Annotated in this window: 10 protein-coding genes and 1 pseudogene; 5 read left to right on the top strand and 6 right to left on the bottom strand. The window is 59.4% G+C overall.

Annotated features, from left to right (window positions below; all coding sequences use genetic code 11):
* The first annotated feature begins 210 nt into the window (after nt 1–210).
* The 3 genes and pseudogenes from QZ501_RS11600 to QZ501_RS11590 form a co-directional block, all read left to right on the top strand.
* Nucleotides 211–2364, top strand: coding sequence for a membrane dipeptidase (locus tag QZ501_RS11600; protein WP_295719641.1), 2154 nt, complete (start codon nt 211–213; stop codon nt 2362–2364).
* Between the two features lie 41 nt (nt 2365–2405).
* A complete protein-coding gene (locus QZ501_RS11595) occupies nt 2406–3740 on the top strand; it encodes a serine/threonine protein kinase (RefSeq protein WP_295719638.1) in 1335 nt (444 codons plus the stop codon).
* Nucleotides 3741–3773: 33 nt separating this feature from the next.
* Nucleotides 3774–3896, top strand: a pseudogene (locus QZ501_RS11590) (DUF6351 family protein); the annotation flags it as partial.
* 233 nt (nt 3897–4129) lie between these two features.
* Here QZ501_RS11590 and QZ501_RS11585 read toward each other — a convergent pair.
* From QZ501_RS11585 to QZ501_RS11575, 3 genes are read right to left on the bottom strand one after another with little or no spacing between them, the layout of a single operon-like run.
* Nucleotides 4130–4729, bottom strand: coding sequence for a transposase (locus QZ501_RS11585; protein ID WP_295719636.1), 600 nt, complete (start codon nt 4727–4729; stop codon nt 4130–4132).
* The gene (locus tag QZ501_RS11580; RefSeq protein ID WP_295719634.1) at nt 4681–5064 is read right to left on the bottom strand and encodes a helix-turn-helix domain-containing protein; all 384 of its coding nucleotides are present in this window, start codon (nt 5062–5064) and stop codon (nt 4681–4683) included. The genes QZ501_RS11585 and QZ501_RS11580 overlap by 49 nt, the downstream gene beginning before the upstream one ends.
* 56 nt (nt 5065–5120) lie before the next feature.
* Nucleotides 5121–5615, bottom strand: a complete 495-nt coding sequence (locus tag QZ501_RS11575) for a recombinase family protein (protein ID WP_295719632.1) — start codon at nt 5613–5615, stop codon at nt 5121–5123.
* A gap of 345 nt (nt 5616–5960) precedes the next feature.
* Here QZ501_RS11575 and QZ501_RS11570 point away from each other — a divergent pair, with 345 nt between their 5' ends.
* Together QZ501_RS11570 and QZ501_RS11565 are read left to right on the top strand one after the other, a co-directional pair.
* Nucleotides 5961–8588, top strand: a complete 2628-nt coding sequence (locus QZ501_RS11570; RefSeq protein WP_295719630.1) for a DUF6351 family protein — start codon at nt 5961–5963, stop codon at nt 8586–8588.
* Nucleotides 8589–8606: 18 nt separating this feature from the next.
* A complete protein-coding gene (locus QZ501_RS11565; RefSeq protein WP_363174777.1) occupies nt 8607–9866 on the top strand; it encodes a UDP binding domain-containing protein in 1260 nt (419 codons plus the stop codon).
* A 93-nt stretch (nt 9867–9959) separates the two neighbouring features.
* On the opposite strand, the gene QZ501_RS11560 is transcribed toward QZ501_RS11565, so the two are convergent.
* The 3 genes from QZ501_RS11560 to QZ501_RS11550 all read right to left on the bottom strand — a co-directional run.
* On the bottom strand, nt 9960–11738 hold the full coding sequence (locus QZ501_RS11560; protein ID WP_295719627.1) for a hypothetical protein: 1779 nt from the start codon (nt 11736–11738) through the stop codon (nt 9960–9962).
* Between the two features lie 191 nt (nt 11739–11929).
* Nucleotides 11930–12916, bottom strand: a complete 987-nt coding sequence (locus QZ501_RS11555; protein WP_363174776.1) for an OmpA family protein — start codon at nt 12914–12916, stop codon at nt 11930–11932.
* A 274-nt stretch (nt 12917–13190) separates the two neighbouring features.
* Nucleotides 13191–16171: EAL domain-containing protein (locus QZ501_RS11550; RefSeq protein ID WP_295719623.1), on the bottom strand; the 2981-nt coding region annotated here is incomplete at its 5' end.

Genomic DNA, 16171 nt, shown 5'->3' with positions numbered 1-16171 from the left:
CCCGACGAGCCTCCTTCCCCACCGACAAATAACCCAGCCGACGATGCGGAACCAACCCGTTACAGTTTCGCCAACGGCTGCTACCTACTGAAAGCTGGCAACAGCTACCTGCAGAAGGCCAGCAGCAGCCCGACATACCAACTGACGGAGAACCCATCCGCCGCCACAACGGTTTACATGCGTCCTACATCCCTTGGGTCCTACCTGCTGATGACGGACTTCCAACGCAACACAGGCGAAGTCGGCGAGTGGGAGCTCATTGGTGTTCGCGATCCCGGCAACCGGTTTCTGGATGACGCCGGCAACTTTGTGGGCGAGATCAGCTACCTGATTTCCGGCCTTGGCGACACGGTCAACCTCGCGGCTGATTTCATTCTGCCCATTGGCGACCCTCTGAGGGGCATCGGCGAGGGCATTTTCGGTGTTGGCGAGGATCTTGGGGACACGCAGGTCCGCCCAAGGCTAGGCATGGTCAGCGAGCCCAACGAGCTGGCCATCTGGCAGCTCAACCCAGGCGAGGGTGGGCGCTTCAACTTCAAGTCCCAACAGGTCGGGCTGGTTCTCGACCCGAGGGAAAACGGGCTAACCCTCTCATCACCCGCCAAAGCATCCGCTAACAGCGAATTCCGGATGATCCCGGCCGAGGGCTGCGCGGAGTTCCCGCAGGCCGAACTCAATGCCACCGTTAGTGATGAGGGTCCTGCCAATTACCTCCACGAGGTGGATCGGTATCAGGGCATTTCGGGGTTGGACCAGGATGACGTGTACGGTTACGTCGACACGCACTCCCACATCTCCGCCTACGAGTTCATTGGCGGTCGCATCAACTACGGCGACCCCTTCCACCGTTTTGGCGTGAGCCATGCGGTTAAGGACTGCTCGGTGAACCACGGCCCCCAAGGCATGACGGGGCTGCTTGAACAGGCCACCGGCGTGCCCGGACCGCATGACACCCAGGGCTGGCCGTCATTCAACGACTGGCCACGCCGCGACTCATTGATGCACCACCAAAGCTACTACCGCTGGCTGGAGCGCGCCCACCTCGGCGGCATGAAGCTGATCGTCAACCATCTGGTCCACAACGAGATCCTGTGCCAGATCAATCCCCAGAAACAGAACGACTGCGATCCCAACGAGAGCATCGAACTCCAGATCCAGCGTATGTATGAGATGCAGGATTACATCGACGCTCAGGCGGGGGGACCAGGCAAGGGATTCTTCCAGATCGTGACCAACCCGGAGGAGGCCCGGGAGGTCATTGACAACGGCAAACTGGCGGTAGTGCTCGGGATTGAGATGTCCCACCCCTTCGGATGCCAGGAGTTCAATGGTATTCCCCAGTGCTCCCGAGACCAGATTCTGGAAGACCTGGACCGGTTCCATGAGCTGGGGGTACGGACCATGTTCCCAACCCATAAGTTTGATAACGCCTTCGCGGGCCATCTTCCGGATCTCTCATCCGGCATCGGGGTTGGCCCCGTACTCGCGGCGGGCAATCTGCTTTCAACCGGGCACCCGATTGAGTACGAAAGCTGCCCTGGTCACGTCCATGATGACAACGAATCCGGGCAGGACGAGTATACCGGCACCGAGCCGGATCAGAACCCCAACCTTATGAACCCCATGGGAATGATCGAGCAGCTGCTTTTCCAACTCGACTACGCGGGCGACCGATTCCCACAGGCCCCGGAGCAACTGGCCGAATATGATCTGCGCCGGGGGACTGACCACCTGTGCAACAGGCGCGGGCTCAGCGACTTGGGCGATTTTCTGATCGAGGAGTTGATGCGCCGCGGGATGATGATTGAGACCGACCATATCAGCCGCAAGGCAGCGGCCCGCATTCTGGAAATAACTGGTGAACAGGATTACCCCGTGATCAACAGCCACGGCAGCTGGGGTGGCACCAGTGCGCTCCGGGACCGTATCGCGGAACAGGGCGGCATAACCGCGGACTTCGGCAAAACCCGGGGCGGCTGGGTCGACAGCCTCCTGAAGAACGCCAACCGCCCACACCCGGAAGACACCATGATCGGTCCCTTCGCCGGGGCCGGGTTCGCCAGCGATGTAAACGGGATTGCATCGCTACCGGCCAACACCAATGACGCCGAAAGCAGCCTCTACCCCTTCAAGTCGGTGGATGGCCGCGTGACCTTTGATGTACAGACCACCGGCGACCGCGAGTTCAGTCTTTACGACGGACGCGGAGTGGCGCATTACGGCCTCTATCCAGATCAGCTTGCGGATATGATCCAGAACGCTGATCGCCCACCGGAAGCCGTCAACCGGGCCGTGGATGAACTCTTTGTCTCCGCGGAGGCTTACCTGCGCATGTGGGAGCGTACGGAAGCCGCCGTGCGCTGATCGACCGAAACGGACATAACAACAAACAGGAAGCTCAACCCATGACTTTCAAAAGACTGACCCTGGTGGCGGCCGCCACCTTCATGCTCACCGGTTGTCCGGGCGACTCCGGGAGTGGTTCCGACGCGACATCCGGCGATACGGCATCGGCTCCAGAGACCTCTGGAGCGCAGGCAAGCCCCGAGGTAGGTAATGACGGGCAGAGGAAAAATGATACTCCGGCGAACAGAGATGACGGTACGCAGGATGTGATCTTCGTGGGCAATAACTGGGAAGGCACTATCGATGTGATCAGTGCCAACAACTACCAGAAGGTGGGCCGGATCAATGGTATCCCGGACAAGAAGGAACGCCTGCGCGAAATCTTCCTCAACCCCGACCAGCTGGTGCTCTTCAAGGGCATTCGCCACCTGATCGGCGAGGGCAACGACCAGTACGTGGACGACATGTACAGCGTTGATAACGGCCGTCTGCTGGTGGTGTCGCGCCCCAGTTTTGCGGATGTGGTCGGCATAAATATCGCCACGGGAGCCATTGAGTGGCGCTTTGAAGTGGACGGGTACCGGTCGGACCACATGGCCATCTCGCCGGACGGGGATGAGGTTGCTGTCTCTGCCTCCACCGGAGACGTGGTACACATCCTTGACGCGCAAACCGGCGAGGAAGTCGGCCAGTTCCCAAGTGGCGATTCCCCCCACGAGAACGTGTACTCGAAAGATGGGGAGCGAATCTACCACGCCAGTATCGGCCAGGTCTTCACACCAATGGACCGTGGCGCCCTGACCGATCTGAAGGGCGAGCGGGTGTTCCAGATCGTGGATGCGGGAACCTATGAAATCCTCGAGCGTTTTGACTTCAAGAACAAGCTGGAAAACGCCGGGTACGGCGAACTCAGCCCGGCCATCCGCCCCATGGCGCACACCTCGGATGAACGCTTCTTCTACTTTCAGGTGTCGTTCTTCCACGGCTTCGTGGAATACGACATGGAAAACGGGGAGGTTACGCGTGTGGCAAACCTCCCGAAGCTTACGGACCAGCCCCGCGAGAAGTACGTGAACGACTCCGCCCATCACGGCATATCGATGAGCGGGGATGACAAAACCCTCTGTGTCGCCGGAACCATGGACGACTACGCCGCCCTGGTGGACCGGGAGACCTTCGATTACAAACTCCTCGAAGGCCTGGGGACCAAGCCTTATTGGGTTACCACCAACGAGACGGGCACGCACTGCTACATCTCATGGAGCGGCACCGACCGGATGTCCGTCATTTCCATTGAGAAGCGGGAAGAAGTCGCCAGCGTTGAGGTGGGTGACCACCCCCAGCGTGTCCGTGAAGGCGAGGTTCCAGCGGGATGGTCCGGTTCCATGCGCTGACCCGAAAAGACAGAACCTGACTCAACAACAAACAGGAAAGAGGTGCCGTTCATCGTGCACGTGGTGACCTGCGTCTTGAACCGCGACCGCTACCGCATTGCCACGCTGTATCAACAGCACGAAAACTGGAGCGCGCTCGAGCCACAACCACAGTGAAACGGCAAACTTTTGATCCACCATGGCGGCAATGTGGGCTTGAGCTACGGCATAGGCACACCGCCCACCGGCGAAATCTCCGGTGCTACCAGTGGCGACGAGATCCTTCTCGGCGACAGCACCTTTGTGGCACTGTCACGCGGGTTTGCAACCGTTCTGAAAGACCTACCCAAACCTGATCACCAGGTGCAGTGCTTACTTCTGCATTCATCGATGCTGGTTGCCCGCGTGGCCTACACCGCCCGGGCAGAGCCGTCATCTCCAGCGGCGTGGATTCCGGCTGAACGAGCCGTATAATTTTCGAGATTTTTGCTGGCGTTGGCGTCACGGCACTGGCGGTGGCCGCAGACCTGACAGTGATAGACCCGATCCGCCAGCGTGAGATCCGGTCTGTGAGCGCCGCAGGCTGAGCACCGCTTGCTCGACGGATACCACCGGTCGGCGACCGTCAGCACACCACCGCGCCAGTCCATCTTATACGTCATCTGACGACGGAACTCGAACGCGCCGACATCGGCGATGTGGCGCGCCAGGCGCCCATTGGCCATCATGCCTTTGATGTTGAGATCCTCAATGACCACCTCAGCGAAGTGGTCGGACAGATAGCTGGTCAACTGGTGCAGCGTGTTGACCCGGATATCGGCAATGCGCTTATGCAACCGTGCAATGCGCAGCCTGAGTTTCCTGTAGCCGTTGCTGCCTTTGACCTTCTTCGCCAGACGGCGCTGGTAACGTGCCAGTTTCCTGAGCGCGTTGTGCAATGGCTTAGGCGATTCCCTCTCGTTCACCGGGCCCCGCGAGATTGTGGCCAGGGTCTCGATGCCGAGATCCACACCGCAGCGGGCTTGGGGGATTTGAGATCCTTCATCCAATCCGAAAAGGCCCGCTGAAAGGCGATGAACGGCTGCTGGGAGGCGTACTTGGTGACCCCATAGACCCAGGGGTATTCCGTCTTTTTCAACGCATTGAACTGGCGTTTGAGCGCCATGCCCGAGGGTCGATCACCTTGCCCGTCCCTGTGCAACTCGTATTGCCGGTTCCACTCAGCCAGCGCCCAGTTCCAGCAGAACCGGGCGGTTCCGCTGGCCTTGGCAAAGTAGGTCCTCTGCCGGTTGTTGGGCCGAAGCTGGGTCTTGAAGGCAATGTCCATATCCAGAGCATAACGCACGGATCTGTATATGCAACCAGTGCAAGGCCGCCAGCTTTCGATTCTGATGGGAACGTCTACCGTAAAGCCACCGTCATCAGTGTCAGCACATCCTGCGTCAGTTCCCGCTCAAAGCTCACATGCTGGTCATCATCCAGGATGACTACATCGGTGCCGGCCCACCGACACGCCTGGAAGGTCAGCTCGTGACCGAAGCGCACCAGCCGGTCTTTGTGCGTGAGATACAGTGTTGATACTTCGTGATTCAAAATTGCCGTCAACAGCCGCCGCAGCCCTGGCTTTTTACAGTTCAGTCCAGAGCCCAAGTCTTCGATGACGACATCACAGACGCTTTCCAGCAGTCCGCTGTGCCGAGGGAGACAGGCAATTCGATCTGAACACAGAGGGTGTCGCCCACTACGGCATGTTTGCTGACTGGATGAAAAGCATCGAAATCGCCGGGGCGAGAGAATCACTGAACGCTCTCTACGACTCCGCCGAGGTCCTCCTGCATACCTGGGAGCGATCAGAGCTTCAGTCCGTCTCCCACGATGCCGACCAAGGAAACGCATCGAGAAGAGGCGATCCTCTTGCGAGCCAGCGGGGTAGCTACTAAGCGCACGCGGGAGTTGCCCTAACCAATCACGCTGCCGCGCGAGGCGCGGCAGCCCATTTAACCTTATTGTCGCCCCCTCCTTCTTTCTTTCGCTCTTGAGCGGGCCAGCCGGATCACGCGTCCCACTGCGTTGGTTGTCCTCAGTGACAAACACTCTGACCTTTCCGGTCAATCCGTGAACGGTGTCACACCGTTACATTGCATTAACTCCAAACAACAAACGGTAACAATGGTAGTCGTAACGGCGATGAGCCGGAGAACCGACGCCAGACACAACAATAACGTGAAAGGACGATCTGCGATGATGCGTAACAGACTGCTCCTGGTGGCCACCGCCACCCTGATGCTCACCGGTTGCCCGGGCGACTCCGACAGTGGCTCCGGCTCCGTAACGAACGACGCGGGGCCGGACGCGGGTGCCCCGACAACACCCGGTGGCGGCAATGATGACACGGGGGCGCCCGCCCTGCGCGAGGGCGAAGGCCAGATTGAGGTGCTTTCCAACCGGGCGGATCTGGTCAGCGCCGGTAATGCCCTCGTCGCCGTTGAATCGCCCGACCTCGACGATGCCCGCTACCGGCTCAACGGCGAGGATGTCACCAGCCGCTTCCAGCCGGACCCGGCCAATGCCCAGCGTACCCGGGCACTGCTGGAAGGGTTGCAGCGTGGCCGCAACGAACTGCGCGTGCGGCTTGGGAACAACACCTTCCTGAGCCGGACCCTCGTCAATCACCCTGCCGGCGGACCGGTGTTCTCGGGCCCGCAGATCGAGCCCTGGAACTGCACCAATGACAAGGCCGTGGATGCGCAGTGCAACCAGCCGCCGGAGTATTCGTTCCGGTATGTGCCCGCCTCGGCGCTGGAACGCCTGCTCTCCGGCCTTGACCCGCAGGACCCGGGAACCGACAGCGTCTACAAGCCCTATGATCCGGAGAATCCGCCGCCCGATCACAAAATCGCCACAACCACGACCGACGAGGGCAAGGAGGTGCCTTTCATCGTGCGCGTGGAGACCGGCGTCCTGAACCGCGACCGCTACCGGATCGCCACGCTCTACCAACCGGGCGAGGACTGGAGCGCGCTGGACCCGCAGCCCCAGTGGAACGGGAAGCTGCTGATCCACCATGGCGGCAACGTTGGGGTCAGCTACAGCCCGGGTACGCCGCCGGAGGGCGATATCTCGGGCCTGACCGATGGGAATGAGGTGCTTCTCGGTGACAGCACCTTTGTCGCCCTTTCCCGTGGGTTTGCCACGCTGTCCACCGCCCAGGCCGACCTGGGGCACAATGCGAACCTGGTGACGGCCGCCGAATCCCTGGTCATGGCCAAGGAACACCTGATTGAGCAGTATGGGCCCATCCGCTACACCATCGGCACGGGCTGCTCGGGGGGCGCCATTGCCCAGCAGCACGTGGCCAACGCCTACCCGGGGATCTACCAGGGGCTGATTGTGCAGTGTTCCTACCCGGACGTGTGGACCACCGCCACCCAGTTCGCCGAATACAACCTGCTCAACCGCTACTTCGGCAACCGGATTCCGGATAGCCCCGAAGGCTTTCTGGACGTGTTCGAATCCATCGTCACCAGCGGCGTCTCCGCGCCCCAGTGGCCGTTCTTCTACGGTCACCTGCCCCTCAACCCGGTTGTCTCGGACCTGGCGTTCTTCCCGGCGGCGTACCCGGATCAGGACTCGTGCCCGGGGATCGAGGACCAGTCCAGGGTCTACGACCCGGAAACCAATCCCGGCGGCCTGCGCTGCGGCCTGATTGATCACATGCGGACCCAGTTCGGTCCGCGTGCGCCGGAGAACTGGTCCGAAACGGAACAGATGCTGGGACGCGGCTTCACGGGCCTGCCGCTGGACAATCAGGGTGTTCAGTACGGCCTTCAGGCGCTGCGGAAAGGATTGATCACGCGAAAGCAGTTCCTGGAGGTCAACCGCGGGATCGGCGGCTTCAACATCGACGTCGATCCCCAGCCCGAGCGCACCGAGGCCGACCCACAGGCTCTGGAAAACGCCTATCGCACCGGCGCCATCAATACCGCCGACAACCTGGGCAATGTGCCCATCATTGACCTGCGCGGCCCGGATCCCGGGATTGCCCATGATGCGTACCACTCCTGGCAGATGCGCGCCCGGATCGAGAAAGCCCAGGGGGACGCGGACAACCATGTGATCTGGTTCGGCGCCTTTCCGCTGGCCGGGGACACCGTCTTCACGGCGGAAGCACTCATGACCATGGACCAGTGGCTGGCGAACATTGAGTCGGAAGCCACGGACCGCCCGATGTCGGAGAAGATCACGACCCACCGGCCCGATTTCGCGCGGGACCGGTGCCTGTCCCTTTCCGGGCTGTCAGCGGACTGGGGCCCGATCCTGACCCAGAGCGGGGCGCTGGTGTATCCGGACCCTGTCATCCCCGGTGTCGATAGCGAGGACCTGCCTCAGGTACCCGGCGAGCTTGGGCAGGTGCTGGATCTGGCCACAAACCAGGTCTGCGGTCTCGACCTTGAGGCCCTGGGGATTCCCAGTGTGGTCACTGACCTGCTCTCCCCCATTACGGACCCGGTTGTGGAAGCCCAGCAGACGGCGGTCCAGACCCGCTTTGGCACGCCGCGCACAGTGGCCGGGGATGACATCCGGACACTGACCAACAAGTGCCAGCTCAAGCCGGTGGACCCTGAGGACTACCCGGACTGGCTGACTGGCAAGGAGGCGTTTCTGGACGAGGTGCGTGAGATATTCCCGAACGGCGTCTGTGATTTTGACAAGCCGCCGAAACATGAAACGGAGACCCTGACGTGGCTGCAGTACGGGGATGCCCAGTCGCCAACATTCGGAGGCAAACCCTTGCCCAGGCAGACCGCCGGCGCCACCGGCTGGGCGTCTAAGGCCTTCAACGTCTCGCTTAACCCCAAACAACCTTGAGGAAAAGGAGAAACTGCCATTTACCCGACTCAGACCATCGCCGTCATCGGATTGGGACGTGTGGGCATCAGCCGCGCTGTTAGCCTCTCTCGCGATTATGACACCCTTGGATTCGATGACGATCCGGAGCGGGTTGATCAGCTTGCACAGGGGCTCGACGCCACGCGGCAGGTCGGGCCCCCGGATCTGGTCCGGAACCGGCGCCTTGGGCTGAGTTGCGACGAGAGCAGCCTTATCGGGGCTGATGTTTACGTGATTGCTGTTCCCTCAGGGCTCGATCGTCACAGTGCGCCGGATCTGGCCGGCGTCAAGCAGGCTCTGGACCGGATCGCACCCATGCTCACTGCCGGGAACACCGTCATCATCGAGTCCACCCGGTTTCCCGGCGCAACCGAGAACAGCTGCATACCCCGACTGGAAAACGCCAGTGGGCTGCATTGCGGCCGGGATTTCGGGGTCGGCTTTGTGGCCCGGATAAGCACCCCGGATGATGAATCCTCCTTCGATGTGATCGCCGGGACCTGCCCGAAGGTAGCTGCCGACATCCAGCACCTCTATGGCCACACAGTAACCCACTCGACCCGGCGGGTTAGCGCCATTCGCTCCGCCGAGGCGACCCAGCTGGTACAGGGAGCCTATCGGGATATCACCGAAGCATTCCGGAATGAAGTGACCGATCTGCTGACAGAACTGGACGCGGACTCTGTGGAAGTCTTCGATGCCCTTGGCGCCAGTACCGATAACATGCCTGCGCGACCGAACGGTTTCCCAGAGAGCGAACTGCACCAGAAAGAATCGAGTTACCTGATATTCGCAGGGCGGACCAGCGGCATGGAGCCACAGCTCATCAACCGGGCCCGTGAAGCAAACGCGACACGGTCACTCCGTGTTGCTGAGCGGATACGCGCGCAGCTTGAGTCGAATCAGAAAGCCCCGGAAGAAGCGCGGATACTGATCATGGGCTATGCACGCATGGCCAACTCCGCGTGCTGTCACAATACGCCGGTGACGGACATCATCGAGGCGCTCGAGGCCATGAGATTCGAGGTGCATGCCTGGGATCCATGGGTGGATCGTCACCAGGCACCCGCCCCCCACCAGCGCTACCTGCTGAGCAATCCCGAACCGGGCTCCTATGACGCCATCATGCTCGCCGTCGGCCACCGGCTTTTCCTGCGAATGGGGTTCCATGAATTCCAGGCCCTCGGGAAGCCCGGTTTCTCTTTCATTGATGCGACAGACCAATTGTCGCCTGCCCTGACGGACACGGTGCTCTGAAACAGAAAGCCCCCTCGCGTGAAGGGGCCTTCTCGGATGAGCTTGATCAACTTGATCAAACAGGAGCTGGGCTCCCGTCAGCTCAATTCACATTCACTGTGACGTTCCGTAGCAGATTTCATGAACTTCCGTCCGGACATCCGTGGAGAGGACTCCGGCGTTCACGCTGAAGCGCACTTCGTCGAACTCGCCACCAGGCATATCGCTCTGGTCAATCTGAACCCGCTTCAGAGCGCCGTCATTGAAGGCACCGGCAATATCAACGTCCGCGAGCGTGATACCCACATCCGAAGCCAGCTGTTCGTCATTGCGATAGACACCCAGCGTGTAGCTTTCCAGAACGTTGAGGTTGAGGACCGAGTCCGGAACCGATATCAGCGCCGCAATCTGCCCGTTGGCTATTGGTTGCACCGAATCACTCACCTTCGCCTCGACCCTGGCGTCGCCCAGACCAAGAAGACCGATGTAGACGTTCAGTGTCGCCGACGTGTTCGGTTGATTGTCAACGGCATCCTCCGGGTTGCTGACTTCAGCCGCGCCGATGGTTCTGGTGTCAACAGTAATGTCACCGTATGTTTCCAGTGCCTCAAAGTTCTCGCCGCAAGCCGCTTCCAGCCCAATGTCCTGGTCGTCATCGGGATTCCAGCCACCCTGGGCATTCACGTCACCAAACGCGGCGTAATCAGTACCGGAATCATTGGCGATCAGGACACCACGGTTACCGTCGCCATTATCAAAGACGGTCACCTCGTCCAGTTCGCCATCCTCGTCAATATCCTTGACGAAGCGCACAAGACCGGTCAGCTGCGTTCCGCCATTGCCATCGCCTGCTTCGTTCAGACTGCAGGTGAACAGATCTTCCTGAGCAACGCTGATGGCCTCACTGCCGGCATCGGTGGAGGTGGACACTTCAGAAGAGACCCCAAAGGCGCCAGACTCAACGTCGCGAAACTCGAAGGTGGCTTGAGTGCCGGCGGCAGCACTGTACTTACCGGCTACCGAGTCGCTATCAGCAGGGAGCTCGGCACTGGAGAGATGGCCGAAGAACTGATCCAGATTCTCCGTATTGTCGCAACGGGCATCCCTGCTCACGAAACGTGAGAACGCGGAGTTACCGGACTCCGGTCCTGCTTCACCGGTGGTCTGTTGGTCGATGAGATCACGCAGCGCCTGATCACCGTATTCGTCGGCGTAGACTTCCAGAGACGTCTCATACCGATCGATGAACGACAGCGGCTTGTAAGGCAGCGAGTTGAGTTCAAAGCCGTTGCGCCCGAAGCCGCTGACCACGCCGGAGCTGAGATCATCCAGAAGGGCGCTCAGCTGGGACTGCTCGCGCGCCTCCGGGTCGCGGGTAACTGATTCCGCATCTGTGCCTTCATTGGCCGCAACCGCTTCCAGGCCGAGACGGTACAGAAGAATCTTTTCGGGATCACTGGTGGACATGGCACCGCCTTCCTCTGGAAGACTGGAGAAGTCACCTGCTCCCGAGTAGAGATCCGTGACCGAAGGCGCCAGACCTGTGCTGACCTCATTATTGCCCGCGCGAATCTCATTCTCGAGCGTTTCAACACGGTCCCGGTCCAGGTTCTGGAAGCCATCACGCACGGCGAGGTTGTACACCACCTGGGTCAACGGGGAAATCGCGATGGTCTGGCCGGACTGGACATTGAGAGGAATACCCCAGCGGGTTGGCCCTTCAAACGGCTGCACCCGCACGAAAGGGAGTTCCGGAATCGGATCAACGTCAAACAGCGCACCGGCATTTTCCAGTGATACCCGGTTAAGCTCTTCCAGTCCGTCACCCGATTCATTGATGCTGTACAGAAACGCATCGCCCTCCGTGTCGTCGGCGCCTGAGACCACCTGCACGTTATTATCCGGGCCTACGCCGCCGCCATCCGGGCTGGTGTTTGCGCCGTCCTCGTTGGATCCTGAAGATGAGCTGTCTGCCTGACAGCCCGCAAGCCCGAGGGCCAAAAAGGCCACCATAAAAACAGAGAGCGTTCCAGCCCTGTTACTCCCCAACTTCATATTTACTCCTTAGAAAGTTATTGAATGACTCAATCTTGTTTTTCGTTGTTATCCGTGCGCTTCATTTCGATGCGCCGGTTCTTGCGACGGCCGGATTCGGTTTCATTGGTGGCAATGGGCTGAGTTTCCCCAAGACCTCGCGTTGTAATGCGGTCCGGAGCGATGCCCTCTTCCACCAGGTATCCCTTGACCGCTTCCGCCCGATCACGGGAGAGCTTCCTGTTGTATTTCTCGGAGCCAACACTGTCCGTATGGCCAAGAATCTCGACGGTCACGTGGTCGTGGTATTCAAGGTCGCGGGCAATGCGATCCAGCACCACTTCTGCGTTCGGGGTTAACGTGGCGGAGTCGAACTCAAAGGTGACCCCGTCAAGTGGCTGCATGTCCGGGATCTTCTCAACGACCTTTTCTCGCTCGATGATCTTGGTCTCCGTCCGGACTTCTGGCTCCGGGGTCTCCGGGGGCCCAAACAGGGGGATGGAAACCCCGACCAGGAAGCGCGCGTCACCAAATGCGGCATTACCGCTGGCATCATCGGCCCAATCAGCGGTGTAACGAGCTTCCGCCCTGATTGCCATTCGGTCTTCCCAGACGGGCACCTTCACGCCAAGACCCGCATTGGCATAGGGCCCTGCGTCCGAATCACCTTCATAATCCAGATAAGAGGCACCACCACCGAGCAGTGCATAGGGAGAAATGGCACCATCGTGCAGCCAGAAGATGCCGTCCACACCGAACTGGTATTGCCAGTCGTCACCGCTGCGCTGGTCACGGGTCAGGTTGTTGCCCATGCCGGAGAACTCAACCGAAAAGCTGTCTCCCAGCGGATACCCGAATCCGATTCGACCGCCGGTGCCATCGTCCGTGTCGAACCGGTCCCTGTCGGGCTCGACATACATTCCCATGACCGAAGTCGACCAATCTTCCCATCTGGGGTCGAGCTCATTGCCCAACGCATTGATGCTCAACACCGACACAGAAATCGCAACGGCGATCTTTGTCCTGACCCGCTTCATCTGAGTTTCCTTCTGTCTTTTGCTGCACAAAGATCTCAATAACATTCTGTTACTGCGTTCACATTTTGTTACCAGGACCTTGCTGCAGAATTGGCGTTACAGCCACCCGGTGTCGCCACACACGCCATTGACAACTTCCTTCAAGAAGAAGAAAACGACATGCAAAACACTCATGACAATCAACAGCGGAGGCTTTCGAGATAAAGACGGACGATGAGGGAGGTAAAGGAAAGGCACGGGAAACCAACAGGTTTCCCGCTTATAGCGGATGGATCTACACCCGGCTGATAGGCGCAGGAATTGAAATGGAGTTGCCCTGGATACCGTCCAGGCCAAGATCGGTAAGACGGTTGGCGCATGCTTGGCTACCGACCTCGGTAGCGATGACTCTGATCTCATGCATGTGTGCGATACGAACCACTGCTTCCACCATAACTCTGCCCTGCTCACCGCGGTTCTCAAGATCCCTGCAGAGACTTTGGTCAAGTTTCAGGTAGTCCACAGGGAACTCAGTAAGATCATCGAATGAGGAGCGGCTGAAGGTGAACTGCTGCAGCGCGAACCCGAACCCTTGTTCCTGAAGACGCTCAACAAACAACTTGATGCCTGAAAGCCGGGTCATGACTTCGGACTGCTGCAGCTCAAACACAACCTTCCGGGGATCGATACCGGTACGTCTGGCCTGCTGGAGCACAAAATCGGCAAACCCCGAATCGGTAACCGAAGCAATACTCAGGTTCACTCCAACCGGGCCATCAATCTCCTTATCGCATTCCTTCAACCAATCAAAAACGTTGCCCACAACCCATTCATCAATCGATCTGACGAGACCATGGCGCCGCGCGGCGGGATAGAAGTCATCCGGAAGCACAAGCTGATCCGTGTTGGCATCCCTGAGCCGGAGCAGCATTTCCCGGTAGACCGGCCTGTCATCACCAGCATAGCGCCAGACAAGCTGCTGCTGGATCACAAACTGGTCTTCCGCGATAGCGGCTCTAAGCCGCTCCGCCCACCGATCACCTTTGTCCTGCTGTGAATCTCCATAAACGCACACCTGCCCGCGCCCAAGATCCTTTGACTGGTAGCAGGCCCCATCGGCCCACTCAAGCACCTTTTCAACGCCCGCGGAATCAGAATCCAAACCCACCAAGCCAATGCTCACGCTGATCTCAAACTGTTGGTCTCCCCAGCTGAATCGGAACCGGCTTATGGCCTGCACAATCGCGTCCGCCACCCTGCGAGCATCCTCCAGAGTACAGCCGTAGAACAGGATGGCGAATTCATCCCCTCCAAGGCGAGCAATCAGATCGGTTCGGCGGAGGTGGCCTTTGATTTCATCGGTGAGCTGCTTCAGAAGCTCGTCACCGGCGGCATGGCCTACCGTGTCATTCACGGTCTTGAAGTAATCAAGATCCAGATAGCCAAGAGCATGAACCATGCCATCATTGCGTGCTGTATCCAGCGCATCCTCCAGCCGGACCAGGAATTCCCGTTTGTTGAGAAGCCCAGTCAGAGCATCATGACGGGCCTCATACGCAAGCCTGCGGGCCGTACGCCGCATTTCAGTAACATCATGGAACGTGAGAACCCCCCCAATGATGTCGTTGTTACGATCTCGAATCGGGGCGGCAGTAAGCTGAACCGCATGCTCATTGCCCGCGGCGTCTCGCAGCAACGCGTTGCGATCAACCCGCAGTGTCCTCCCCAGCCGGAGTGCCCGAACAAGTGGTGAGGTGATGGTTTCCTCGCTGTCCTCTTCATGGAAACGGACCACCTGGTCGATTGGGAGCCCAAGGGCCTCCCCCTTACTCCAGCCCGTAAGCGTTTCCGCCACAGGGTTGATATAGTCGATTACCCCTTGGGAGTTTGTCGTAACCACACTGTCACCTATGGAACCCAGGGTTACCTTTACGCGCTCAGTCTCAGTTGCCAGTTGCTGGGCGGTGTTGAGCCTTTCGGTCACATCGTAGAAGAACCAAAGGGATTGGTTGAGTGAGTCCAGCGTCACTACTTTCAGCTCCGCCGTACGCTGCTCCCCGTTGACGAAAAACTGAACATAGTGACGGAATTCTGTTGCCTTCCTCAGCGCCTCACGAACCTGCCCCAGTGTCTCTCCCGGAACCATCTCCCCAAGATTCTGCTCCACGCCATTATTAACAGGCTTCCCGAACAGATCATCAAAGGCCAGATTTGCGGCAATAATCCGGTCGCGGTCATCTGTAATGCAAGTAGCAAGCGGATTATCCCGCATAACCTGCCCAAGCCACTGCCGTTCGTCTTTCTCTGCCCTGTAATCACCGAGGAGCTCAGAAAAATCCTGGAAAACAATCGCCAGGTGGGCAACACGACCACTCGTACTACTCATCACAGGCGTGATGCTGAAATGACAGGCCAGCACCTGACCCTCTGCCTGTATCTCCAGCCAACCGGACTCCCCCTCCCTGGAGTCGATAACGCGCGCAATGCGATCTTCCATGGATCCATTGAGTCGGATCAGGGCAGGGCCAAGCGGATGCCCCTCCAGATTCCCCGTCCCCAGAGTCTGTTCCGCCACCTCATTGGCATAGGCGACCCTGTGATCCGCGCTTGTCTCGACAATCAGAACGCCCTCGTCAAGCGCATCAGCGGTCCGCCGAACAAGATCGGCTTTTTCTGTGCGCCGACGCAGATCAGCAATGTCGCGGATGACACATACCTGGCCTTTCGGATTGAGACCGGTCTCATCGAGCGGCGCACAGGCAATGGATACATCAATCAACTGACCGCGGCGAGTCAGGCGCCGGGCCTCGTGCTCAACCCAGGCACCCTTGTCCGCGGAATCGGGAACGCCTGCAAAGGTATCCACGGCCTCGCCCTCAAGCCAGGGCGGCACAAGCCTGGAAACGGACCGTTCAACGAGATCATCCGGCTCATATTCAAAAAGCCAGTGAGCCTGGAGGTTAGCGTACTGGATGATCCCATGCGCGTCGTAGACGATGACCGCATCCGCCATCCGGTCAGGGAGTCGCTCAAGCACAGCCACATCAGTCTCCGCTGCCACACCAAGCTCCCGGGTCCGCTGCTCTGGCGGATGCTCGGCAGCCTCTGCAGCGGTTTTACGGTTGTCACTGTCTGACACAAATCGCTTGCGGGCACGAGCCACGGGCTCCCTTCTGAAGACCAGAGCCAGAAGCGTCACGGCTACTGCAGCAAGCGTTACGCCGAGCCAGAGCGACCAGGCCTGCCCAAGGAAAGCCTGCGGATCCGCCTTAAGCT

It is taken from the genome of uncultured Halovibrio sp., assembly GCF_913056445.1.
In the GTDB taxonomy this organism is placed as follows: Bacteria; Pseudomonadota; Gammaproteobacteria; order Pseudomonadales; family Oleiphilaceae; genus Halospina; species Halospina utahensis_B.
This window is presented reverse-complemented; position numbering and strand designations above follow the sequence as displayed.